23 protein-coding genes are annotated in these 24,761 nt (G+C 50.2%); 17 read left to right on the forward strand and 6 right to left on the reverse strand.

The genetic code is table 11. From position 1 onward, the window contains the following. Positions 1-30 precede the first annotated feature (30 nt). The 4 genes from MHB82_RS05265 to MHB82_RS05280 are packed head-to-tail and all read left to right on the forward strand — an operon-like array spanning position 31 to position 3,551. Positions 31-1,026, forward strand: a complete 996-nt coding sequence (locus MHB82_RS05265) for an ABC transporter permease (RefSeq protein WP_341174057.1) — start codon at positions 31-33, stop codon at positions 1,024-1,026. Beyond that, the gene (locus MHB82_RS05270) at positions 1,023-2,003 is read left to right on the forward strand and encodes an ABC transporter permease (RefSeq protein WP_341174058.1); all 981 of its coding nucleotides are present in this window, start codon (positions 1,023-1,025) and stop codon (positions 2,001-2,003) included. The genes MHB82_RS05265 and MHB82_RS05270 overlap by 4 nt, the downstream gene beginning before the upstream one ends. 2 nt (positions 2,004-2,005) lie before the next feature. Then, positions 2,006-2,959: an ABC transporter ATP-binding protein gene (locus MHB82_RS05275; RefSeq protein WP_341174059.1), complete on the forward strand. Its 954-nt coding sequence runs from the start codon at positions 2,006-2,008 to the stop codon at positions 2,957-2,959. After that, positions 2,949-3,551, forward strand: a complete 603-nt coding sequence (locus MHB82_RS05280; protein ID WP_341174060.1) for an ABC transporter ATP-binding protein — start codon at positions 2,949-2,951, stop codon at positions 3,549-3,551. The genes MHB82_RS05275 and MHB82_RS05280 overlap by 11 nt, the downstream gene beginning before the upstream one ends. A gap of 65 nt (positions 3,552-3,616) precedes the next feature. Here the strand turns inward: MHB82_RS05280 and MHB82_RS05285 are convergent, their stop codons facing one another. Together MHB82_RS05285 and MHB82_RS05290 are read right to left on the reverse strand one after the other, a co-directional pair. After that, entirely contained in the window at positions 3,617-4,807 is a 1,191-nt protein-coding gene (locus MHB82_RS05285; protein ID WP_341174061.1) for a MalY/PatB family protein, read from the reverse strand. 335 nt (positions 4,808-5,142) lie between these two features. Next, positions 5,143-7,140 (reverse strand): S9 family peptidase, encoded by a 1,998-nt coding sequence (locus MHB82_RS05290; RefSeq protein WP_341174062.1) that lies wholly within the window; start codon positions 7,138-7,140, stop codon positions 5,143-5,145. A 327-nt stretch (positions 7,141-7,467) separates the two neighbouring features. Here MHB82_RS05290 and MHB82_RS05295 point away from each other — a divergent pair, with 327 nt between their 5' ends. From MHB82_RS05295 to MHB82_RS05320, 6 genes are all read left to right on the forward strand, one after another. After that, positions 7,468-8,022, forward strand: coding sequence for an STM3941 family protein (locus MHB82_RS05295; RefSeq protein WP_095360827.1), 555 nt, complete (start codon positions 7,468-7,470; stop codon positions 8,020-8,022). 42 nt (positions 8,023-8,064) lie between these two features. After that, the gene (locus MHB82_RS05300) at positions 8,065-8,934 is read left to right on the forward strand and encodes an aldo/keto reductase (protein ID WP_341174063.1); all 870 of its coding nucleotides are present in this window, start codon (positions 8,065-8,067) and stop codon (positions 8,932-8,934) included. Positions 8,935-9,147: 213 nt separating this feature from the next. Then, a complete protein-coding gene (locus tag MHB82_RS05305) occupies positions 9,148-9,564 on the forward strand; it encodes a GntR family transcriptional regulator (protein ID WP_095288855.1) in 417 nt (138 codons plus the stop codon). Continuing rightward, positions 9,557-10,255, forward strand: a complete 699-nt coding sequence (locus MHB82_RS05310) for an ABC transporter ATP-binding protein (RefSeq protein ID WP_095360825.1) — start codon at positions 9,557-9,559, stop codon at positions 10,253-10,255. Before MHB82_RS05305 ends, MHB82_RS05310 begins: the two co-directional genes overlap by 8 nt. Beyond that, complete coding sequence (locus MHB82_RS05315) at positions 10,252-10,992, forward strand: hypothetical protein (protein ID WP_095360824.1); 741 nt, start codon at positions 10,252-10,254, stop codon at positions 10,990-10,992. Before MHB82_RS05310 ends, MHB82_RS05315 begins: the two co-directional genes overlap by 4 nt. A gap of 176 nt (positions 10,993-11,168) precedes the next feature. After that, positions 11,169-11,657: a hypothetical protein gene (locus MHB82_RS05320; protein ID WP_341174064.1), complete on the forward strand. Its 489-nt coding sequence runs from the start codon at positions 11,169-11,171 to the stop codon at positions 11,655-11,657. A 45-nt stretch (positions 11,658-11,702) separates the two neighbouring features. On the opposite strand, the gene MHB82_RS05325 is transcribed toward MHB82_RS05320, so the two are convergent. Both MHB82_RS05325 and MHB82_RS05330 read right to left on the reverse strand, forming a co-directional pair. Beyond that, complete coding sequence (locus MHB82_RS05325; RefSeq protein WP_341174065.1) at positions 11,703-12,551, reverse strand: WYL domain-containing protein; 849 nt, start codon at positions 12,549-12,551, stop codon at positions 11,703-11,705. Then, a complete protein-coding gene (locus tag MHB82_RS05330) occupies positions 12,499-13,854 on the reverse strand; it encodes a helix-turn-helix transcriptional regulator (RefSeq protein ID WP_341174066.1) in 1,356 nt (451 codons plus the stop codon). The genes MHB82_RS05325 and MHB82_RS05330 overlap by 53 nt, the downstream gene beginning before the upstream one ends. Positions 13,855-14,081: 227 nt before the next feature. Between MHB82_RS05330 and MHB82_RS05335 the strand changes: the two genes are divergently transcribed. From MHB82_RS05335 to MHB82_RS05350, 4 genes are all read left to right on the forward strand, one after another. Further along, the gene (locus MHB82_RS05335; protein ID WP_341174067.1) at positions 14,082-14,885 is read left to right on the forward strand and encodes a nucleotidyltransferase domain-containing protein; all 804 of its coding nucleotides are present in this window, start codon (positions 14,082-14,084) and stop codon (positions 14,883-14,885) included. A gap of 27 nt (positions 14,886-14,912) precedes the next feature. Continuing rightward, a complete protein-coding gene (locus MHB82_RS05340) occupies positions 14,913-16,358 on the forward strand; it encodes a 3' terminal RNA ribose 2'-O-methyltransferase Hen1 (protein WP_341174068.1) in 1,446 nt (481 codons plus the stop codon). A gap of 49 nt (positions 16,359-16,407) precedes the next feature. After that, on the forward strand, positions 16,408-19,029 hold the full coding sequence (locus MHB82_RS05345) for a polynucleotide kinase-phosphatase (protein WP_341176585.1): 2,622 nt from the start codon (positions 16,408-16,410) through the stop codon (positions 19,027-19,029). 245 nt (positions 19,030-19,274) lie between these two features. Further along, the gene (locus MHB82_RS05350) at positions 19,275-19,526 is read left to right on the forward strand and encodes a hypothetical protein (protein WP_095360818.1); all 252 of its coding nucleotides are present in this window, start codon (positions 19,275-19,277) and stop codon (positions 19,524-19,526) included. A 112-nt stretch (positions 19,527-19,638) separates the two neighbouring features. Here MHB82_RS05350 and MHB82_RS05355 read toward each other — a convergent pair whose 3' ends face one another. Beyond that, a complete protein-coding gene (locus tag MHB82_RS05355; RefSeq protein WP_095288865.1) occupies positions 19,639-20,559 on the reverse strand; it encodes an AEC family transporter in 921 nt (306 codons plus the stop codon). A gap of 93 nt (positions 20,560-20,652) precedes the next feature. Here MHB82_RS05355 and MHB82_RS05360 point away from each other — a divergent pair, with 93 nt between their 5' ends. The 3 genes from MHB82_RS05360 (at position 20,653) to MHB82_RS05370 (ending at position 23,482) form a co-directional block, all read left to right on the forward strand. Then, positions 20,653-21,159 (forward strand): mismatch-specific DNA-glycosylase, encoded by a 507-nt coding sequence (locus tag MHB82_RS05360; protein ID WP_341174069.1) that lies wholly within the window; start codon positions 20,653-20,655, stop codon positions 21,157-21,159. A gap of 144 nt (positions 21,160-21,303) precedes the next feature. Beyond that, complete coding sequence (locus MHB82_RS05365) at positions 21,304-21,876, forward strand: RNA polymerase sigma factor (RefSeq protein WP_341174070.1); 573 nt, start codon at positions 21,304-21,306, stop codon at positions 21,874-21,876. Next, positions 21,857-23,482 (forward strand): hypothetical protein, encoded by a 1,626-nt coding sequence (locus MHB82_RS05370; RefSeq protein WP_341174071.1) that lies wholly within the window; start codon positions 21,857-21,859, stop codon positions 23,480-23,482. The genes MHB82_RS05365 and MHB82_RS05370 overlap by 20 nt, the downstream gene beginning before the upstream one ends. A 127-nt stretch (positions 23,483-23,609) precedes the next feature. Here MHB82_RS05370 and MHB82_RS05375 read toward each other — a convergent pair whose 3' ends face one another. Next, positions 23,610-24,662, reverse strand: a complete 1,053-nt coding sequence (locus MHB82_RS05375) for a LacI family DNA-binding transcriptional regulator (protein WP_341174072.1) — start codon at positions 24,660-24,662, stop codon at positions 23,610-23,612. Positions 24,663-24,761: the final 99 nt, after the last annotated feature.

Here is a 24,761-nt window from a genome sequence, read left to right on the forward strand (position 1 = left end):
GAGTTCTGACCGAAATTGAGGAGAGATGGTATGACAGGCATTCTTGAATGGGGAAGGTTTGTTGGGGTGAAGCTGCTGCGACTCCTTTCGCTGCTGGCAGGAGTCAGCGTGGTGGCCTTTATATTGATGCAGTTCTCGCCTGTGGACCCGATCGAGGCCTACATCGGGGGAGACATGATCAGAGTGGGCGCTGAGCAGCGAAGTCTTATTGAAGAGCGGTGGGGATTGAATGACCCGCCTGCCCAGCGTTTATTCACCTGGGGACAGGCATTGCTCCAGGGTGATCTGGGAACGTCGATGATCTACAGACAGCCGGTTGCGGATATTATTCAGGAACGATTCCTGAATTCTGTTGCGCTTATGGCGGTGGCCTGGGTTTTATCCGGTCTGATTGGCTTCAGCTTGGGTGTAGTCGCAGCGATGAAACGGGAATCCGTGCTGGATCGCTTGATCTGTTGGTATTGCTATACGCTGGCTTCCACTCCGGTATTCTGGATGGCCTTGCTGCTGCTTATGGTGTTCGGCGTGTGGCTGGGCTGGCTTCCGGTTGGCCTGGGTGTTCCCGCAGGGCTGGCGGCCGATCAGGTCACATGGATAGATCGAGCTATTCATATGGTTCTTCCTGCATTAACCCTGAGTCTGACTGGTGTCGCAGCCATTGCTCTGCATACCCGCCAGAAGCTGCTTGATGTGCTGGATTCGGACTATATACTCTTCGCCAGAGCTAGGGGCGAACGAGGCGTGCAGCTGTTTCGCAGGCATGGGTTCAGACATGTCGTGCTGCCCGCGTTAACGCTGCAGTTTGCTTCATTCAGTGAATTGTTTGGAGGAGCTGTTCTTGCAGAACAGGTATTTTCTTATCCGGGCCTGGGACAGGCCACCGTTCAGGCTGGACTGCGAGGGGATGTGCCGCTGCTGCTCGGACTTGTACTGTGCAGTACGATCTTTGTTTTTACCGGCAATCTGCTGGCAGACATTCTCTATCGGTTCATTGATCCGCGGATGAAGGAGGAACTGTTAACATGAAGCAGGAAATGGAGCAGTCCTCCAGACCCATTCGTGCTGTGCCGCGGCTGCGGACAGGGGGATCTGATGAAGAGGAGAAACAGAATCACGGTAAACCGTGGAGGCGTCAAGCTGGATTGTCTCCAGGAGTGTCTGGCTTCGAGAAGCAGCTGCGCTATGCCAACCCGCGCAAACGAGCCCTGATCTGGGGGAGTTTGGCACTCGGCTGGATTGTTATCGTATGGCTGGCTGGGTTTGTGCTCCCCGCAGAATCCACGCTAACTTCATTGAAAGACCGGAATTTGGCCCCGTTATGGGCACATCCCTTCGGTACGGACTGGTTGGGACGGGACATGTTCATGCGTACGCTGAAGGGATTGACGACCAGCATTCAGGTTGGTTTGCTTGCCGCGTGCGGAGGAGGGATCGTGGCGCTAGTGCTGGGATTGATCGCTGCTTCAGGCAAGCTTGCCGACAGGGTGGTTTCATGGCTAATCGATCTGTTCCTGAGTGTACCTCATCTGGTGTCGCTCGTGATGCTGGCCTTTGTCTTCGGTGGGGGTCTGGCTGGTGTGGCTGCAGCCATCGCCCTGACGCACTGGCCGAATCTGGCCCGGATTGTTCGTGCGGAGATGATTCAGCTGAAATCGGCAGATTATATTCATATTTCCCGCAGGTTGGGCCAATCCCGGTTTCGGATTGCTGTACAGCACATGCTTCCTCACTTGGTTCCACAGTTGTTCGTGGGTACATTGCTGATCTTCCCTCATGCCATTCTGCATGAAGCTGCAATCACGTTTCTGGGGCTCGGGCTGTCGCCGCAGCAGCCGGCCATTGGGATTATTTTGTCAGAATCGATGAGATATCTGTCCGCAGGCATGTGGTGGCTTGCCTTTTTCCCGGGGCTGGCGCTGTTATTGGTCGTTCGTGCCTTTGATGTGCTCGGGAACAGTTTGAAAGTGTTGACAGGTACAGGTAGTTCAAGGGAGGGAGGATAACCATGGCTCTTCTTGAAGTAAAAGGGGTCTCCGTTTCATTCAGACGAGCTCGTGGCTGGTTTGCACATGAGGAGAGCGAGGTCATTCAGGATCTGGATCTGACCGTGAACGAAGGTGAGATTGTCGCTGTCGTAGGGGCAAGCGGATCGGGCAAAAGCGTGCTGGCACAAGCAATCATGGGCATCCTTCCTGCCAGTGCCAGACTTGAGGGACAGATCAGTTATGCTGAAGAGCCGCTGACGAGAGAGCGGCAGCTTCGTCTGCGCGGTGATGAACTGGTGTACATCCCCCAATCCGTTACTCACCTGGACCCGCTGCTCAAGGTAGGTAAGCAGGTTCAGCCAGTTCACCGGAAGCCGGGTGAGCGCTGGGTATCCTCCAGGTTACAGATGCATAAGGCAGAGAGGGAACTTACGGATCGTTATCAATTGCCCAAGGGAACCAGCAAGAAGTATCCATATGAACTCTCCGGTGGCATGGCTCGGCGGGTACTCATGGCAACGGCGACTTCTGGTGAGCCCAAGTTGATTATTGCCGATGAGCCGACACCGGGAATCCATCCCGAAGTGCTGGCAGATACGCTGAAGCAATTCCGGGAAATGGCTGACCGGGGGGCAGGCATCCTGTGGATTACCCATGACATTGCTTCGGCACTGACCGCAGCAGATCGTATCGCTGTATTCTATGCCGGTTCCTGTGTGGAGATCGCGCAGGTCATGGATTTTACGGACACAGGAGATGGATTGAGACATCCTTATACACGTGCACTGTGGAATGCTTTGCCGCAAAATGGTTTCCAGCCCATCCCGGGCTCTCAGCCGCTGGCGAATCAGCGGAGGGGAAGCGGTTGTCCGTTTGCGCCCCGCTGTACTGCTGCGACCCCTGCGTGTACAGATCAATATCCTGAATTGAGGAAGCTGCGAGGCGGAGAAGTGAGGTGCATTCATGCCACTTGAAGCACGGAATGCCGGCTATGGATACGACAAGAACCATTGGATTTTCCGGGAGTTGAACCTGAAGCTGGAGCAGGGAGAAGTTGTGGGATTGTGGGGACCCAGTGGATCTGGCAAAACGAGCCTGGGACGCATCCTGGCAGGGTATGCAGAACCTATGGCAGGAAAAGTGCTGATGGACGGGAAGCCGCTTCCCCGAGCTGGAGTCTGTCCGGTTCAACTTGTATTTCAGCACCCGGAAAAAGCAGTCAACCCACGCTGGCGAATGCGACGTGTGTTAGATGAAGCCGAGATGGCGGAGCATCCCATTCTGAATGCTCTGGGTATTCAGCCTGAATGGCTGGATCGCAGACCGGATGAATTGTCTGGTGGAGAGCTGCAGCGCTTCTGCGTGGCCCGCGCACTGGGCAAGGAAACGCGTTACCTGATTGCGGATGAGATGACAACGATGCTGGATGCCATCACGCAAGCCCAGATCTGGCATACCGTAATGACAACAGCGCGACAGCGTAATTTGGGGCTGCTTGTGATCAGTCATGACCTGGACCTGCTGAATAGACTCAGTGACCGAATCATTCCCATGCCTGTAACCTAGCTGTAATGATAAGAAAAGCCATCTTCCTTCGACTTGATCGAGGAAGATGGCTTATTTTATAGACACTAGTTTTGTTTGTTCAATTGATTGACCATCGAGGATAATCTGCGCATGGCTTCTTCAACGGTGGACCGTGGACAGGCGACGTTCATCCGCATGTATCCCGTGCCTTCCGATCCGAAGGCGGTGCCGTCGTTAAAGGCAAGGCCTGCTTCGTTCAGGAGCAGCCGTACAAGTTCTTCCTGGGGAACACCCAGCTTGCTGAAGTCCATCCAGAGCAGATAGGTCGCTTCTGGCAAATCAATGCCAACATCAGGCATGTGCTTCGCGGCATACTCCTGAACGTATTCCATGTTTCCCCGAATATAGGCAAGGCAGTCGTCCAGCCATTGTTCGGCTCCATTGTAGGCAGCCTCTGCAGCAATTGCGCCCAGTGTGCTGATGCTGGCGAGGCCCAACGTTTTGACGCCCTGGGCAAAGGATGCACGCAAGGAGGCGTTCGGAATGATGATATTGGAGGTGCATAGGCCAGGAATATTGAATGTTTTGCTTGGTGCCGTGCAGATGATGCTCAGGTCAGCGATGGCTTCAGAGACCTCGGACAGCGGAGTATGCGTGCCGCGTTGGTGCACAAGATCGGCATGGATTTCATCCGACACCACAAGTACATTATATTGCACGCACAGGGCAGCAAGGCCTTCAAGCTCCTCGCGAGACCATACACGTCCAACAGGATTATGAGGGCTGCAGAGGATGAGCATCTTTACCCGGCCTGTTTGCAGGCAGGATTCCAGATGATCCAGATCCATGGAATAGCGGCCGTCTTCGAAACGGAGAGGATTGGCCATCAATTCTCTGTCCTGGCCACGTACCACTTCGTAGAAGGGGGCGTAGACCGGAGTTTGAATCACAACAGCATCACCCGGTGCCGTAAAACGTTGAACGGCAATGCTTAGGGCTGGAACGATTCCAGGTGTAAACACAACCCAATCATCGTTGATTTTCCAGTTGTGGCGTCGTTCCATCCATCCTCTTAGTGCTTCGTGATATGCATCCGTACGCATGGTGTAACCGAAAATGCCATGTTCCATCCTTGCCTGCAATGCCTCGATAACGGATGGTGGTGCGGCAAAATCCATATCAGCCACCCACATAGGGAGCGCATCCGCCACGCCAAAGATTTCCTCAAGTGCGTCCCATTTTTCCGAACCGGTAGAGAGACGATTAATCGGCTCATCAAATGTGTAATTTTTCATCATTAGGTTCCCCCTTCTAATCCGTTCATTCGACCACAATCGACAGATAATTATCTAATAAATTCGTTATTTTCGCAACTTTTTGACCTGCTTCTAAACTCCCTACGGTATGGTCCAAATTCCTTGGGTTTATTCACCTGAGTATGTACTTCAATGCGGACCTATGTAGTCTGTCTTTTGATCTCTTTCAACTCTTACCGTTGTACAAAAGCTGCTGTTTGGCTAAAAGGCTTAGTTCACACACAAACGAAAAAACCATCGCAGTGCCATCTTCCCGATGACTTCCTTCCTGCGATGGTTGTATCTCTACTCGGCTTGTCCCATGGAAAAATTAATTATAAGTGCTCGTTGAACCATCCGGCAATGTGCTCAAGACGTCTCACTCTCAGATGCGGGTGACCGCCTCTGGAAAGTTCATGATTAGCTCCGGGGAAACGAACGAGGCGGGTCGTTTGTCTGCGGCGCTTCAGGGCAATATACAATTGCTCAGCTTGTTCAATCGGACAACGAAGGTCCTGTTCACCATGCAGAATCAGCAGGGGCGTTTTTACATTCCCTACATAAGCCAGAGGGGAGTGCTTCCATAACAGTTCCGTATCCTCCCACGCATTGCCGCCAATCTGATCTTCGGTGAAAAAATATCCGATGTCGCTGACACCGTAAAAAGAGAGCCAGTTGGAGATGGACCGCTGCGTGACGGCTGCCTTGAACCGGTTTGTATGTCCAACAATCCAGTTGGTCATGAAGCCCCCATAGCTGCCTCCGGTAACGCCCAAGCGGGTTTCATCAATGAACTCATAGGTGGATAAGGCATAATCAACGGTCTCCATAAGGTCGCGGTAATCGCCACCGCCGTAGTCACCACGACAGGCATTCACGAATTGTTGTCCATAACCCAATCCACCACGCGGGTTGGTATATACCACGGCGTAGCCCTGCGCAGCAAGCATCTGGAATTCATGCATAAAGGTAAAGCCATACATCATGTGAGGACCGCCATGAATCTCAAGAATGGTTGGGATTTTGACGCCGTCTACCATGCCGATTGGTTTCATGATCCATCCCTGCAGCCCTAGCCCATCCGAGGTATCAAACCAGAATGTTTCCGGTACACTGAGCCGGATCTCTCCTTCTAGCTGGGGATTGCTGCGAGTCAGCTGGATGGACTCGGCTCCGTGATCATCCGGATTGGGGTACCAAAAGAGATCTCCCGGGTTTAGCGTGTCGGCAGCGGCGGCAACAATGTCACCATTCTCCAGTTCTGCAAACTGATAAAACTCTTTCTCCGCAGGCAATACATACTCCGCTTGACTGCCATCCAGCGCAACACGTGCGATTCGAACGCTGCCATGAACGGTAGCCAGACAGAGAATGGAAGAGCCATCACGAGTGAATAATGGCCCCGTTGTCGTTAGGTGGGCACGCATATCTCCAACGAGACTATGATTCATCTGTACGTCCCAGTCACGGGTCAGGCACAGAGGTTGTCCACCCGAGATCGGGAGCGTGTAGAGCTTCACGAGAGTGGCATTTCCGTAAGAGCGATCACTGGCAAGCAGAGCAAGGGATTGTCCATCCGGTGCATAAGCCAGTCGGCTGAAGGTGAACCCTTCCGGAGTCAGCTGCTGTATGTCAGACCCATCTGGTTTTGCGCGGTACACATGATTGGTTAGTGCATAGTCGTTATGCTCCTCGCCTGCTTCCGGCAGCTGGGCAATCCAGGCAATGGACGCTCCGTCAGGTGACCATGCATAATCACCGACGTCGAAATGACCGGAGGTAACTGGAGTGGCTTCACCGCCGTCAACCGAGATGCGGAAGAGGTGAGAGCGTCTGCCATTCCATAATCCTCCGCCGTCCGATTTCATGCGAATCCGGTCAACAACAAGTTCTTGCGGCAGTTTGTTGTCTGAATTGGATTCTTCTTCTGCTTCACTGTGCATATCCACAGGGGACTTCACAAGTAATGCCTGGCCATCCGGAGACCAGATGAGGGAACTTGCTCCATGCTTCAACTGGCTGACTTGTCGTGCTTCTCCGCCATCTGCGGCAATGATCCAGACTTGTGTTTTTCCCTCATGCTCCCGTAAAAAGGCAAGCTGTGACCCGTCCGGCGACCAGGAGGGCGAGTGATCCTTGTCACCGGAGGTAAATACCCTGTCCTTCTGACTCTTCAGATGCAGGAGTCTCAGGTGAGAAGAGTAACCATCCCGGTTGTCATTCGTCTTCCGACTTACATATACCAGCTGTTCGCCTCCAGGAGACGGGGCTGGATCATTCACCCATGTAATCTGATAAAGATCTTCCGATGTGATGCCACGCAGACTGTTCATTGATTATCCTCCCACCTTGATTTCACAAATGTAATTTCCTAACCTTTCCATTTATATTAAAGGAAAGCAGGGGGGAGGACAACATGCTTCTGCACGAATAAAGATCGTTGCTCTGCTTATATCTTAACCAGGAGGAATTACTGAATATATGGCGAATCCTAATGGTTGAATTGTTATGAACGCGTTGGATCAGGGCCAAGATTGTCCTGTTTGAAGTTGGTTTGTTTTGGTTAATAACCTATGTGTTTTTTGTCTGTTAACGTTTCTAATCTGATATAGAAGATATAATCATTGCCTATTGCGTTCAATTAAAGGAGGAGCACAAGATTGTCGACATCCTATGAACAACAGCATGTGGAATATCCGAGCCGTAAACGAATGGGATGGCTTGCGGCCGGAGCTGCACTTTTTGTGGCAGCCGGATTTTTTTTGATGTTCAGCGATTCTTCCGATACAGGGGATTCTGTCATTTCCGCGGTTGTAGGCCTGGTTTCCGTCCTGTTTTTTGGACTCTGTCTTGCATACAGCTTGGTGAAGATGATCAAGAAGGAACCTTCATTTATCGTCAATGAGCAAGGATTCGTGGACGCCTCTTCGTATACGTCGGGAGGCTTCATCCCATGGAAAGATGTAGAGAACATTTTCATGTATGAGTTGATGGGGCAGTCCATGATCGGAGTTAAGCTAAAGGATGAGCAAGCCTTCCTGGATCGTCTGACCGGAGTGAAGCGCAAGCTGATGACCGTGAATACACAGATGGTAGATGCTACGGTGAGTATAGCCCAGAGCAGTCTGTCGTTGCCGCTGGAACAGCTGTATATCATGATGGTGGGACGGTGGAAGCGTGCCAGTGAAGTATACAAGCCGGGCCAGCACGACTAACTATGATTTCGAAATACGTCATAAGAATAGGAGGAATGCAAAATGGCAACACATGGAGAGAAGAACCGTACAGTTCTGCTTCGTGACGGTACATCCCTGCCTGCCATAGGACAAGGTACATGGTACATGGGAGAAGACCGTTCAGCCCGTGCGCAGGAGGTAAGAGCGTTGCGTAACGGGATTGAACTTGGCATGACAGTGATTGATACCGCAGAGATGTATGCTGAGGGCGGGGCGGAAGAAGTCACCGGAGAAGCGATAGCGGACTGCCGGGATGATGTTTTTCTGGTCTCCAAGGTTTATCCGCATCATGCAGATCGCAAACAGATGGTTACAGCCTGTGAGAACAGTCTCCGGCGTCTGGGTACAGACCGATTGGATCTATATCTGCTGCATTGGCGGGGAAGCGTACCGCTGCAAGAGACGGTTCAAGCATTGGAAGAGTTGCAACAAGCGGGTAAAATCTTGCGCTGGGGCGTGTCCAATCTGGACACGGAGGATATGCAGGAGCTATGGGATATTCCGGCTGGTCAGCATTGTTCCGTGAATCAAATATTGTACCATGCGGCATCGCGCGGCATTGAAAGAGATCTCCTGCCCTGGCTCCGGGAAAGGAATGTTCCCGTAATGGCGTACTGCCCGCTCGCTCAGGGAGGCAGGCTGCGCACCGAGCTGCTGGAGCATCCGGTCATACGCAGCATTGCTGCTGAACGTGGAGTGACCACATCACAGATCGCATTGTCCTGGGTTATCCGGGATGGGGATGTGCTTGCGATTCCCAAAGCAGTACAGTTGTCTCATGTGGCAGAGAATGCCGCAGCCATGGATATTGTTTTAACAAACGAAGAAGTGGAACGGCTAAATGAAGCATTCCCGGCACCAGCAGGTAAAGTTCCTCTGGATATCGTATAAATTGGCGCAGTGCACCAGGCTAATTCAATGATTAGCTTGGTTGAAGAGAGAGAGCAGATCGTATATGATCTGCTCTTTTTTTATTTTGGCCCATAGTCATAGGACATCCTTGTGGGATTTCTGCATAAGGTTAAAAAGAAATAGGCTTTACAACAACATAGCACTAGTGTACTATGTAACTAACACACCAGTACAGAGGGGAGCGAGTGCTTTGTGGCTATGGAATTCGATAACAACTTACCTATATACCTGCAGATTATGCAGTACATCAAGAAGCAGATTGTGACAGGCACACTGAAGGCAGGCGATAAGATTCCTTCGGTACGGGAATTGGCGGCTGAGCTGCAGATTAATCCCAACACGGTACAGCGGACATTTCAGGAATTGGAGCGGGAAGAAGTGGTCGAAACGAAACGGGGGCTGGGCAGATATGTCACAAGTGAGGAGTCGAAAATAATGACGATCAAAAAAGAAATGGCGGGAGAACTGCTGGAGCGTTTTTTGACAGGCATGCAGGAACTCGGGATTGAGGAGCAGGATATTGTTACCATTGTTGCGGACGCGGTCGCTGGAGGTCAGTTATCACAGCACAGTCATGAACAGGGGAAGGGAGGGGCAGGGCATGAGTAACGTCCTTGAATTGAATCACATTAGTAAAATGTACGGCGGCAAGCGGGCACTAAGTGATGTCACCCTTACGGTTGCGCCAGGCAGGATTGTCGGACTGCTTGGCAGCAATGGTAGCGGCAAGAGTACCCTGATGAAGCTTGCTGCCGGATTGCTGCATCCTTCAAGCGGGACCATTCAGATCACGGGTAAACCGGTTGGGCTTGAGACCAAGTCGCTCGTTTCCTTCATGCCGGATCGCCCATTGACCGAGAAATGGATGAAGGTTCGTGATGCCATTGCATACTACCGGGATTTCTATGCGGATTTTGATGAGGAAAAGGCCAGGGAAATGCTTGATTTCATGAAGCTCGCCGAGGGTGACAAGGTAAGGCATTTATCCAAAGGCATGAATGAAAGACTTCAACTAACACTGGCACTTTCCCGCAAGGCTCGTCTGTATTTGCTGGATGAACCGATCGGTGGTGTTGACCCCGTTGCCCGCGGCAAAATTCTGGATGCCATTGTAAAATTCTATGACGAACACAGCAGTCTGATAATCTCGACACATCTGGTGACCGATATAGAACGGATCTTTGATGAAGTCATTTTCATCCGTGAGGGAGAGAAAGTGATGCAGGAAGAGGTTGAGACGCTTCGTCTGAAATACGGTAAGAGCGTGGATGAGATGTTCAAGGAGGTCTATGCGGAATGATGACATTGTTGAAATATGATTTCAGAAGAAACTGGAATATTTTATTGGCAGGGCTGGTTGTATTGATCATCGTTCAGATCGGGCTGGCATTGTTCGTGTCCGAGGTAGCAGGGCTAATTATTGGTATTATTGCTTATGCGGGGGCAGGTGTAGCCATCTATGTGAGAATGATTAAGACATACTGGTCCAACATCCGTGCGTACAATCGTCGTCTCGTACCCGTAACAGGGCTGTCTCACCTATTGTCTCCGCTAATATTTGGTACACTGTGTGGGCTGGGGCTAACAGCAGTTGCCATCATTCATTACTTCCTCTATGTTGCCACGAATGCAAGAATGCACTTTCTCAGCTACATCCATCTTTCGGGTATCCATCTTTCGGATTGGTTTACTCTGCTGTTGTTTATTTGGTGGGTTGCCATCTTTATGACCATCATGATTTTTCTCTCCATATCCATTGGAGGCAGCTTCAGGTGGAAAGCAGGCCCGTGGATTAGTATCGTCTCATTCTTCGTGCTGACCAATCTAATCAGTTGGCTGGAGAATGTCATTCTTGCTGGTCGCTTCAACCCGAACGAGTTGTTCCAGTTTACTGAAGAGAGTACAGGGATCACACTTACAGCGAATGGAGTTTTGTGGTCAGATGGAAGGCTGGGGAGCATCATATTTGAGATTATTGTGGCAGTAATTATGGTTGGAGTGGCTGTATATCTGAATAATAAAAAAGTAGAGGTTTAGCAGCATACTTCGGGGCGATATGAACCACACGGGCGATCACGATCGTCCGTTTTTTTTATGGCTAGAATGCTAAGAATTCGACAAGTTATGAAGCCACTTCCAATTTACATACGTAAATACATATATAGTATGGACTTTACCGGGCAGGTTTAATTTCAGCAAAAGGGGAGGATGTTATGGAACTCTATTTTAGAGATAATTTTTTCAACGCAGGATACACCGAAATTATGGACGAGAACCAGGAGCAGGCCGGACATTTGGATCTGAAAAGTCTATTCGGTTCATCACTAGATGTGTTCGGTCCAGAAGGGCTGATCTGCAGTGGTCGATTCGGGATGTTAAGCAATCGCTGGGATGTCACTTCAGTGGATGGAAGACACCTTGGGGTCCTCCGAGCCAGAATGAGCTTTTTTAGTAAGCGATACGAATACGATGCTGGACCGCGAGGAATCTATGAAGTATCTGCACCGGCATTTTCCCAGGAATATGATGTCACGGGGATGGGCGGCAGAATGGTGGCTAGCTTCAGGCGCATGAGCGGCTGGTTCAGTTCAGGAGCTTTTGTATTGAGTAACGAGTCCGAGCAGCTGGATACCTATGAGTTGATAGCCGTCGTTATGGGTGTGCATGCCATCAACAAAAGACGGAACTCCGCTGCAACATAGCGCACAGATGAACAACCCGAACCATATGGTTCGGGTTGTTGTTTGTTATGTGGACACCTTGGCCTCAGAAGTCAGGCCTGGCTCACCTTGAGCCTCGGGGGCTGCATAGCGTGCAAGGACCTTTGCTGCTGTCTCGGACATGCGATTGCGCAGCACAACGTTGTCTACAATCCGCACCCGTTTGCCAAGAAAACGCATTTTGGACAACACATAATCCATTTCACTCCGGGGGATTGTCAGCTCAATCCGGTAGGTATGCTGAGCTTCCACATACTTTACCTGTTTCTCGAAGCAGGAGAAGGCATATAGAATGCGTGACAATTCCGGATTGAACTCCGGCAGTACTTCAATCGTGATGGTTGTCTTACGTTTCTCACTCAAATAGCGGATTTGCTCGGTATAACGAGAGATGTTTTCCGGTTCAAGGTCCTCGGACTCCGCAGTGATAATGCTGCGCAGCTTGGTTGACATCAATTTCCCGAAACGTGGGGCGTACCAGAGCACATACCACTCTTTCTTAACCATGGAATATTCAAGCTTGTACGGGAATCCGAATTGATCCTGAATGATTCTCCCATTGCGGACATGCCCCGTTAGTCGAAAAGCTTGTTGGTTCATTATGATTTTGCGCAGTGGATGGAGCAGGGGGTGGGAGACGCTGTGTTCTTCGCTTTTGGCTTTCTCGGTCAAGTACTCCTGCAGGTTCATGTCCGGCTCGTCATCCAGCATATCTTGCAGTTTATGGTAAGTGGAAGGAGTTAATGCTTCCTGGGCGGCAGTGTGATTCAGCATCATCCGGAGCCAGGCCCGTTCCTGGGAAGTCCAGGTGAACAGTCCAGTCTCATTCAATCTCGTCATGATCTGATAGTTGAACATCTTCTCGAACAGATTCATAATATTGCGCAATCTCCTTCCATTCCTTAATCATCTCCTGGCGAAGCCTGTGAGGTGCAATGACCTCGCAGCTGGAGCCAAAGCTCCGAAGCCATGGTTTAATCTCCGTTGTACCGTTAACCCGGATCTCATACAGAAAGGTATGCTCGGTTTCGGGTGTAATGGTGCCCCACTGGCCCTGCAGACGTACCCGATCCAGAATGAAGTTGCGCTGACCGCTCTCGGGATGGAAAAAACGGGCTTGAACCGTAACCGTCTTCGCCGTATCCACCAGCCAGCTGAACCGGCTGACTTCTGCCCATTGCTGTTTGAGATCATGCATATACTCTGGGCTTACCGCATCCAGTTCCTCCATCTGGGTGATGCCCTCCATTCGAAACTTCACGAACCCTCGGCGTCCCTGATATCCAATGACATACCACCGGCCATACTGGTGATCGTAAACGACTTCGAGCGGCAGGATCTGATTGGAGTGTCCGCCGGCTTCCCGTTCGAATCGCGGATTCGTGTTCTGGGAGCTGTAGCTGGATGGTTTTTTGGGTGAAAAATAGACAAACTGGACTCGCTTGCATTGGCGAATGGCACTAAGCAGGGTATAGAGATGCGCCTCATCCAGAATGCGGGAATAATAATGATACTTGTATATAAAAGGTTCAGTTACTTCCTGCTCGGGATAGCTTGCGGATATTGCCTTCTTCAGGCTGTCTCTCAGCAGATACCCCTGTACCGATGGAACTTGGGTATTGGCCATGATGTCCACAAAATCATATAACTCCAGCTGTTCCTCGGCCGTTAGTTTGGTGAGGACGTCCTGCTGCAGCATATAGCGGTATGGCCTGCCGCCCGGTTCCTTCCGGATTACACCGACTTCTTCCAAATACTTCAGGTCGGTTCGGATCGTTTTTTCGTCAGGCAATGCGAGTTCCTCTGGCAGATCGGCACAGCAGGCGTCCAGCAGTTCCATTGCGGTCAGCGCGCTGCCTTGCAGCGTATGTAAAATGACGGAAAGCCGCTGAACCTCTGTTTCTTTCATCGATTTGGCCCGAAAAAGGAAAAGCAGCAGGGGTTCCGCAGATTCTCCATATTGGAAACGGACGAGGTCCGTCATCTCTTTGCTCGGCTCTGAACCGTGGCGCTGGTCCGCCACAGATTGCATGATTTCTTTTAACCTGCGCGTCGTTTTATCAAAGGTATGTACGGAGATGCCCAGTCGTTCGGCATATTGTTTGCGATTGTATGCACCGCTTGTCAGTGACAGCATGCGAAGAAACTGAATTTCTTTGTCAAAGCTTTCTTTGGCCATGAATCATCACTCCCTAGGTGGCCTGGAGTCAGGCAAATATGGATAACAATGTGAAGCTTCCCACTTCCCGTATCCCTTCATTGTAACAGGAAGAGTGGCTGGTTTCATTTTAAACTTATAAAGGTCGCCATACTTTCACCATGTTCTTCTGTGGATGGGTTAGACATAATGAGGGTACGAAGAGGTACGGTGGCAAGCAGCAGAAGAGATAAAGGAGGCAGGCAGATATGACTCACGTTCATGACGAAATGAGAGAAACGATCCGGCAGCAGCTTGCACAGATTGAACAGGAGGAACAGATTCGCATGATCTATGCGTGCGAGTCGGGCAGCCGGGCTTGGGGATTTCCTTCACAGGATAGTGATTATGATGTGCGTTTTCTGTACGTGAGGCCGCTGGATTGGTACTTGTCGATTGAAGATAAACGGGATGTGATTGAACGTCCGATCAATGATCAGCTGGACATCAACGGCTGGGATCTGCAAAAGGCGCTGAAGTTATTTCGAAAATCAAATCCACCGTTGCTGGAGTGGCTGCAATCGCCCATTCGCTACGACGAGCGGTACAGTGTGGCAGAGCACATTCGTGCATGGTCACCGCTTACGTTCTCTCCGAAGTCCTGCATGTACCATTATCTGAATATGGCCAAAGGGAACTTCCGGGATTATCTGCAAGGCGAGCAGGTGAAGATCAAAAAGTATTTCTATGTGCTCCGTCCGCTGCTCGCCTGCGGTTGGATTGAACGTTATGACACCATGCCGCCCTTGGACTTTGATGAATTAGTCAAGGACATTATACCTGCGGGAACGCCGCTGTATGTCGAAATTCAAGATCTTTTGAGAAGGAAGAGAGCGGGAGAAGAACTGGATCTGGAACCGAAGCTGCCAGCCATTCATTCCTATTTGGCAGAGAACATCGAGCATTTCGGACACGTAGCTGCGGACATGAGGAATGATCAGGTTGTAGGGTACGAAGAATTGAATCGGATTTTCCGATCTGCGCTGGATGAAGCATGGGCGGATGAAGAGTAGGAGCATAGGAAGAAGGAGGAGTAATCCATGCATTTGATATTAAAAGCAACTGGAGAGGGAGCAGGCAATGTATCGCATCTGCTCTCGAAGAATCCGAATAATGTGTATGACCGGACAGACAAGGGTGTGCGCGTAAGAATGGTATATACGACAGCTACAGAACGTGAAACCGAAGTGTTGATGCACGCCGAACCTGATCCCGTTGATCTGGTTAGAGGAACACCGGATGGTTATGATATTACGCAGTATATTAATGACCGTGAATTTGTGACCAGCAGCTTGTTCTGCTCTTACATACGCTCAGCGCTCGGGACCGCGCTTAATGGCAAACCGAAGGAAGCCTATGTGCAGTGGGTAGGGCATTCGTTCGACATGGAGCTCTCGTTCGGACCGGTGGCATCGGATCTGCCTGATCGAGCCATTGAGGAGTTGTTCTCGCCGCTTGGTTACGCTGTAACCCTGGAGAGAGACGAGCTAGCCTATACGTTTGATCTGAAAAAGAAGAGCACTGTCCGCCGCATCATTCTTCGCGGTCAAGTCACCGTGCAAAATGCACTGCGCCAGTTATTTTTGCTCATTCCCGTGCTGGATAACTATAAACATTATTTCATCGGCGAGGATGAAATCGACAAAATCAAGCGTTACGGCGAAGGTTGGCTGGACGGCCATCCGCTGAAGGAAATGATCATCAAGCGTACGCTGCGGTTCGCCGAATTGATTCGGCAGTATGAGCGTCAGGAGGGGGTTCTATCTGCGCCTGAGGAGGTGGTGAATGCCGGGGACGATAATGTGAGCGCCTATGAAAAAAATGGTGAACCTGACATTCCGTCTCTGCAGGAGGAACCGCCTGTCCGGTTAAATGAACTTCGCTATCGTGCAATTACAGATGTGGTCGCAGGTCTTCCGCTTAAGCGCCGCATTGTGGATATGGGTGCCGGTGAAGGCAAGTTATCTGCCAAACTGGCTTATATCCCAGGCGTGGAGTCCATCTTGGCTGTGGAGCCTTCGGGACAGTCCCGGCTGCGGGCCATGGAACGATTCGCCAAGCTGGAAGGACGAAGCGGGATCGCGGTTATGCCAGAGCCAGTCATTGGCTCACTGTTTTATTTTGATGAGCAGTTGCAGAATCAGGACGTCATGATCCTGTGTGAGGTCATTGAGCACATTGAAGCTTACCGACTGAACGGTATCATGGATACGATCATGAACGAATACCAGCCGGGAGTACTGCTTGTGACCACGCCGAACAAGGAATACAACCAAGTATATGCAATGGAACAAGAGAGCCTCCGCCATCACGACCATCGCTTTGAATGGACCAGGGCGGAGCTGGCAACTCAGTGTGAGATGTGGACGAAGCAGGCAGAGTACACCTTTGAAATCAGGGGAATAGGGGAGTATGTAGAAGGTTTTGGGCAGCCGACGCAGCTCGTGATTTTCAGGAAGGAAAGGAGAGATCAACATGAGGGATAACCCGGGATCTGGAGAAGAAAATGACACAGGCAGAACGCCTCATGATCCGATGGCAGGAAGGGATACCCAAAGACGCCGCAAAATACACCTGCCTCATGCAGGCATCGTCGTGCTTGTTGGTCCATCCAATAGCGGCAAAAGCACATTGCTGGATCGTCTCGTTGCTGAAGGAGTCATCAAGCGGACAGAAGCCGTCTCGTCGGATCAGTTCCGCATGCTGGTCGGAGATGACGAATATGTCGACTGGAAAAATCGCCCACGAAGCGAAGCGGATGTGATCTATGCCGAATACCAACAGGTATCGGCCAAGGCCTTTGAAGCCATGGAAGCGATGCTGGCCACACGCTGCAGGTTGAACAAGCTGACTTGGGTTGACGCGACCCATCTGTATACGGAAGATCGTCAGCGTCTTATTCATCTCGCGAGAAAAGCCCATGTACCTGTCATTGCGATCGTACTCGATGTTCCGGAGAAGGAACTGCTGGAGCGAGATGCTCGTCGCGATTATCCACGTGGCCGTCAGCGGGTGAAGCAGCAGGTGCAGCAGTTCAAACGCACGCTGCGCTCCATCCGTGAAGATGGCTTCGATGCCAATTATGTGCTGAAGCAGCCGGATGAACTTGAATTTGTCCGCACGGCCAATCCACTGATAGTCGACATGGGCGTAGGGATTGATATCATTGGCGATATTCACGGCTGTTATGATGAAATGATCGAGTTAATCATTCGTTTGGGCTATGTGAAAGAGGGAGAAAACGGGCTGTACCGTCACCCTGAGGGAAGAAAGCTGGTCTCGGTTGGGGACGTATCCAGCCGTGGACCTGCATCGCTTCCATGTTTAATGTTCTGGCAGCAGCACTGTGCCGCAGGGTTAGCTTACATGGTTGACAGCAACCATGGATGGAAAATTGCCCGTTATCTGGACGGTCGCGACGTTACCCTTAGTCATGGAGATGAGTTTGTTGAGCAGGAGCTGAACGAACTGGAACGTGAACATGGCACAGAGACAGCGCAGCGAGTACGCACAGATCTAAAAGATTTTCTATTAGATGCCCCTTCCCATCTCGTATTCTCCCGGAACGGGGTACGTCAGGTGGTGGTGGCACACGCGGGTATTCGAGATCATTTTATAGGAAAACAATCCAAACGCATTCAGGATTACTGCCGCTATGGTGATGTGGATGGAACAGATGAGCATGGACGGCCGGTTCGGAAGGACTGGTACGTAGATCACAGTTCAGGCGAATGTATCGTCTGGGGACATGACCCTCGTCCATATCCTACGATCGTCAATGATACGGTCAATATCGATCAGGGAGTTGTATTCGGGGGGATGCTGACGGCCTGGCGCATGCCGGAACGGGAGTCCGTTAGCGTCGCGGCATTGCAGGATTATGCAGGAGATCCGGATAGCCCACTCAAGCGCTGGGAACAGCGTCGGTTTGCACCGCCCAACCTGCGGAAATTCAAGGAAGGATTTACGGTGCAGACCGGATCCAGACTGGACGTATCCATCCAGGGCGAGGTAGCCCGGACGGCTATTGATACTTTTTCCCACTTTACGGTACCGCTCGAGGAATTGGTCTATATCCCGCCTACGATGAGCCCGCCGCCAGTGGCCTCTTCGGTAGAAGGGTATCTGGAGCATCCGCGAGATGCATTCCAATATTACCGGTCGCAGGGTGTTACGCGCATGGTGGCGGAGAAGAAACATATGGGCAGTAGAGCCATTCTGCTCCTCTTCCGCGATCAGGAAGCTGCGAAGCAGCGAGTGGGGAGAGCGGTGCTGGGGAACATCGTGACCCGGACAGGACGATCTTTTTTTGACCCCACAACAGAACAGAATGTACTGACCAGATTGCATGCAGATTTGATCGCAGACGGATATTTTGAACGTCATCAGACGGAGTTTGTATTGCTGGATGCCGAGATTGTCCCCTGGAACCTGAAGGCTCGGGAACTGATTGCTTCGCAATATGCGCATGTGGCAGAGGCTTCGCTCATGGATCGGGGAACGGTGCTGGACAAACTGCGGGAAGCGGAAGCCGCCGGACGAGATGTGAGTGAGTGGTTGCAGGAAACCGAAGTTAAACTGGCGAATGCGACTACATTCCGTGACGTATTTCAGAACTACTGCTGGGATGTGAAGGAACTCGGGGATATCCGTATAGCTCCGTTCCATACTTTGGCTCACAGCACGGGAACGTTCTGGGATCAGACACATGAATGGCATATGGAGCAGAACCGCGAGTTTGCCCGGATGTCCAGCTTCATGATGGAGACGGAATTTCGGGTGATTACGAGTGAGGCGGATGAAGCGGAAGTTATTCGATGGTGGGATGAGATGACGGCAGCTGGACATGAGGGCATTGTTATCAAGCCAGAAACCTTCCGCACGTGGAATGGGAACAAAATGATCCAACCTGCGATTAAAGTACGAGGGCGTGCATATTTGCACATCATCTATGGGATGGATTACCTGGCACCCGAGAATTTGTCCCGGCTCAGCAAACGCAAAACATCCAAGAAGGAACGCCATGCTCTGATGGAAAGCGCTCTGGGCATGGAGGGAGTTGAGCGTTTTGTACGCAGGGAGCCTGTGGAGCGGGTTCATGAGTGTGTGCTGGCAACGTTAGCTCTGGAGTCTGAGAAGGTCGATCCACGATTGTGATGGTCCATAAAATGGAGGAAAACACCTTGCATTAGACTGAGATGAAGGCAGGTTTGGACGAGATCCAGACCTGTTTTTTCGTTTTATTGTAAAAACTTTACATTTAAGAACATTTGAATTAGGAGTCTTAACTTCAATATAAACGAACCAAAGCCCTATATCCTTCCATGGTTATCTGGGTAATAATGTTATATATAGCAAGTAGTCATTGGAATCTCATAACGTAACGATAGGGGGTAACCTGTATGGCATCCATGATTCTGCTGGTAAAACAGACGGAGGATGATGAAAAGGTTATTTATCGATTCGGACCCAATGAGCGGAAGATGGGACTGATTGAAATGAACAAGATCAAGGAAAGTGTGAAGGAACTGGAACCTGTGCAGGTCGAAGGGGTTAATCCCAGCTTTTACTTCAATCGGGCCGCGCAGCGGCTGGTCCGATGTTTGTTCAGGGAAGGCGGCAAGTTTCCGGAACGGACGACGTTTGAATCCTAGTTTTTCTTTTTGGCTGTGCAAGTAGGGGTTACTCGCTCAGATCGCATATGTCTTAATCAAAAAAAAGTCCAAGCTCATCCGACTTGCGGAGCGCTTGGGCTTTTTTGTTGCATCAAAACGTTTTGGCAAAAGAAATGAGTGCAGTAATCGTAATAATGTTCAAGAGTGTTGAGATGAGCACCGTTTGGGCAGCAAAGTCGGGTTCGTTATCATATTCTTCGGCCAGAATGGACGCATTCACCCCGGTAGGCATTCCGGAAGCGATGATCAGTGCCTGTGCAGCGATCCCCTCCAGACCCAGAAGCAGTACGATGGAGATCCCGATGGCCGGGCCAATCAGGAGGCGCAGAAATGTGCTAATATACACATCAAGACGGTACAGCCGGATCGGATATTTAACAATCTGTGCTCCGAGGGTCAGCAGTGCCACAGCAACCATACTTTGCTGCGCATACGTCAGCGGCATGGACAGAAACGTTGGCAGAGGCACCTTCCACATATGGAACAGAATCCCCAATAAGAGCGCATAGGGAACCGGCATTTTGAGAAATCCGATGATGACTGCACGGTAGTTCCCTTTTAGTTTCGCGCCCTGTATAGACAATACGCCATACGTGAAGGTCAGCAATGATTGTAGGGACATGACCAGAGCCTGAATGGAAGACGCGAGTGGGTCTCCGCGAAATACGAGCGCATTGATCGGGAGGCCGTAGTTGCCTGCGTTGTCCAGCATGACACTGTTATTAAAGGCGGCCTTCATGCCTTTGTTCAATCGAAGTGTTCGTGCGAACACGGATCCTACGATATACAGAATAATGACATATATGGCGTAGAAGAGAGTGACCGTCCCGAGCAGTTCACCCGACATATCGGAATGGTACATGCTCATAAAGACAGCTGCGGGGGTAATACAATAGAAATTGATTTTGGCGAGGGTGTACAAGTCCAGCTTGAACACCTTTTGCATCCAGGACCCGACTCCGATCAGGAGAAAGACGGGCAGGACGACTTCAAGCATGATGTCTGCTATCATTGGTTCAGCTTCCTTTTTCATGAAAATTTCAGTCCGATTTCGTAAACACTTCAACCATTATATCATTTTATACACTAGGGAGGTCATGTGAATATGATTCCAGATCATCTGGATGTTGGGTTATCGATTCTGTTTATCGGATTCAATCCCAGCATTACATCAGGCGAAACCGGCCATCATTATGCCTATAAAGGCAATCGGTTCTGGCGCATTCTCGAGCGTTCCGGCTTAACTCCTCGTTTATATCATCCGGAAGAAGATCAGGATCTGCTCAAATTGGGGTATGGATTCACCAACATTGTAGCCCGGCCCACGAGGGGCGTGGAAGATATTACACGTGAAGAATATGCGGAGGGACGCCAGATTCTGCAGCAAAAGCTGAAGCAGTACCGACCGGACGTCGCCTGTTTTGTCGGGAAAGGGGTATACACCCAGTACAGCAAGCGTACCAAAGTGGAATGGGGATTTCAGGACGATCCGGTTGTCCCGGAAATTCAGGAATTTGTTGCCCCTTCTTCGAGCGGATTGGTGCGCATGTCGATGGATGAGATTGTTGCTATTTACTCACAGCTTAGTGATTTTATTGCGCAGAAACGTTGAGGCTGACTATAGTGGATTCGCCCAACCGGCTTTGAACCGGACTTGAGCGAATTCTTTTTTTTGAAGAAAGTGAGAAGTTTTGGAAAGTACTTCCGTCTATATAGTACAGAACCATGCATGGAAGCTGTAGAGAAGGGGGATTACATGACTCAACATATGCAGGAGGAGGAGCTCATCGAGCGTATTATTGCAGGGGATAAACAACTGTTCGCCTTGCTCGTGGATCGATATAAAAATAAAGTCTACGGCATTCTACGCGGAATGGGCGCGAGTCATCCGGATGCGCAGGATCTTGCACAGGACACGTTTATTCGGATCTATCGCTATCTCCCGTCCCGAAGGGTAGGAAGCAGTTTTTCTTCATGGGTATATACCATCGCTGTGAATGGGATGCGGGATTTTATAAGGCAAAAGAAACCGGTGATGACGGCAGATGAACCGATCATGGAGCCAGCCAGTGAAGAATCGCCAGAAAGGCATGTGCTGCACAAGGAGATGCAGCGGGAAATATACCGCCAGATGGAACAGCTGCCGGAATCATACCGGCTTGTGCTGCTGCTGAAATATACCAATGAGCTGAGCTATGAAGAAATTTCAGATATTACCGGCATGAGTGCATCGCAGGTCCGAAACGCGATGTACCGCGGGAAAAAGATGCTCAAGAAACAGATGGAGCGCAAAGGAGGGTTAGCCACATATGAAGCCTATTCCAAATGATGAGGACCAGTTATGGGAACAGCATTTATTCCGTGAGGAGCCTGAACCCGATTTTACGCTTCAGGTGATGAAAAAACTGGATAGTGTCTCCATGGAACGTGAAGCAGAAGTGAATTTTTTCGTGAAAAAGTCTTCCAAAACCCATTGGATGCGCCGTATGGGGGTTGCAGCAGCGGCTGTTGTAATTCTTGCAGGGGGAGTCTGGTTTGCTTGGGATTATAAAATAGGATCTGAGCAACCTACGGTCAACGCAGTGAATAATCCTCCGCTCCCCAATATTCCTGTACCAGAGGAGCTGAAGTACTCCTATCTGGCTGATGATTACAAACGTCTCAAGCCGCTCGGTCTTGTGGTTAATCCTAATATTCATATCGAGGATCAGGGTTACACGCTTAAGATCGAAGATGTACTTGTGGACCGTTCGCAGATTGTACTTACTGTACAGCAAAATGCACCTGATGGGAGTACGATATATTCGGTTTATCCCGCGATGGGAAGGATTCATATTACAGATGGGCAAGGAAACTCGATTGCATCCTTAGCTTCATTTGGGGATCCAATTCAGAATGGTTCAAAATATCAGAGATTTGTATACCAGCTGCAGGATGAAATCCCCGATGAGGTGGTTGTACGCGGGGAGCTGGGGTATTTGAATATAGGAAGCTATTATAATTTCGAGACACAATCGTACGAAGATAAAGATGTTACGGTGGATTGGAGTTTCCAGTTCAATATCGATATGACCAAAGCCAAATCACTGGCTGTCGAAGCTCCTATGGATAACACATATACGACACCAGGAGGTTTGAAGTTGGATATGACACAGTTGGTGCGAACACCAAACGGAACCAGGCTTGACATGAATGTGAGTCTGAGTGATCAATTGCGTGCCAAAGTCGGAGAGGATTGGGAGAAACAAATGGAATTGCTGTACCATCTGGAGATACCTGAAACTAAAGAGTACCGTGTATTTAACGGAAACAGGACGAATGCCCGTCAAGCCAAATTCAGGTTAAGAGATACGAGTCAGTTAAGCCTGGATGGTGGACAGATGAGATTGTCTGAGACGTGGGACCCTGCTATTGTGACAGTGAATGCGAAGAAGATTCGCTTTGTCCTGGATGGGTACACCATGCCGGTAAGGGATGAGAAGTCCTTGGAAGTGGACCTGGAGAAGATGCGTGATGATGCTGAATCTTACACCTACGTACTACAATTTGAACAATTTGGAGATGAGATTTTATTTTCTGATTTCAATTACAAATCTTTGTTGGATTCTCATAACGCTTCGAACGGAGATACGGAAGAATACTCCCTTGTATTGGAGGGGTATGGGTCTTTCCAAAATGCTTTTAATGGAGATCATTGGGTGGCAGTCGATCAGGAAGGGAAAGAGTATCCCGTTGAAGTAATTGGTTTTCCAGATCAGCCGAATACTGACGGAGAATATGTTGCGGATAATCTGAAATTGATCGTCCGCGGCTATTACAAAGGAAGCGGAACGAAATTCACCTTAAAAAGAACAGCGCTAGTTAACGGAGAATATCGCGATGTGAATTGGAAAGTAGATCTGCCATCGTTTACAAGCCTACCTTGGCAAAAATAACAAACATGAACTATTACTCAGAATGAAACATGAAAATTAGAAAGGTTGTAAGGCCCCGCATAATAACATGCGGAGCCTTTTTGCTATCCAACAAATTGTACTGTTGTTAGGGTGGATGTATATCAACCTAAGCCGATTCCCGCGGAATAAGGGAAGTGGCAAGCATGACGGTCTCTTTCGGTGTCCCGGGGCGTTCAATCCGTCTCTGCAAAGCTTCAATGGCCCGCTGTCCTAGCTCTTCCTTGCACAGGTTAACTGTTGTCAAAGGTGGGGAGGATGCTGCGGCAGAGTGTACGTTATCAATGCCAATCACGAGACAGTCTTGAGGTGTGGAGATTCCGATCTCCTGCAGTTTGTTCATCCATTGCAGGGCAATATCATCATTCACCCCAATCCAGGCATCGGGTCGTTCATGCTCCGGCATGTTTTTGATTTCGGCAGCGAGCTGGTTCACCCATTCTCCTTGCTCATAAGGAACATTCCATTCCCGGAATGTGGCAGCGTGACCATGGCCTGGATGAAAATGATTCAATGCCAGTTCCATGCCGATCTTGCGCTGTGCAAAGCTGGCCGCACGACCATCGTCCGTGATTAACCCGATTCTGCGGGATTGCAGGGACAGTAGATATCGCACAACGGTGATGCCTGCCTCCAGATTATCATGGCTGATCGTATCACAGTTCAGGAGCGGTTCCTGATGATCCACCAGTACGATGGGACGACCTGTCTGAGCTAGCCGCTGCAGAACGGCATGAGGAAAGGCGCCCATGACAATGACACCCGCACATCGTTCCCAGTCCAGATGGGGAGCAATGGCCCGTTCCGGTGGCGTATGTTCGTCCCCGGTACCAAGTGAAGGAGATACAATCGCGTGATGCCAGCCCCGTTCATTACAGCCTGAGATCATGCCGGACAGCACCCGCTGCCAGTAGTGAGGCTCCCCGCGGTTTAGCTGATTCATGCAGATGAGCGCGAATGGCGGTTCGGATTGGTCTGCGGCAGCGGAGACACCGGTGCTTCCGGGTGTATTTTGGCGATAACCCAGAGCTCTGGCGAGTTCAAGCACACGGGCGCGGGTAGACTCGCTGACTCCTGTTTTGCCACTGAGTGCACGGGAAACGGCATATTTCGATAATCCAAGCTGGTCAGCCAGCGTCTGAATGGATACTTTGCGGGACATGTTCAAGACTCCTTCATATGTAAACAAAATATATATTTAGAATTGAATCCGTGGCGATTATAGCAATTAGCAATTGACGATATTTACCAAGTCACAGTA

The sequence above is a fragment of the Paenibacillus sp. FSL K6-2862 genome, assembly GCF_038005125.1.
Lineage (GTDB): Bacteria > Bacillota > Bacilli > Paenibacillales > Paenibacillaceae > Paenibacillus > Paenibacillus illinoisensis_A.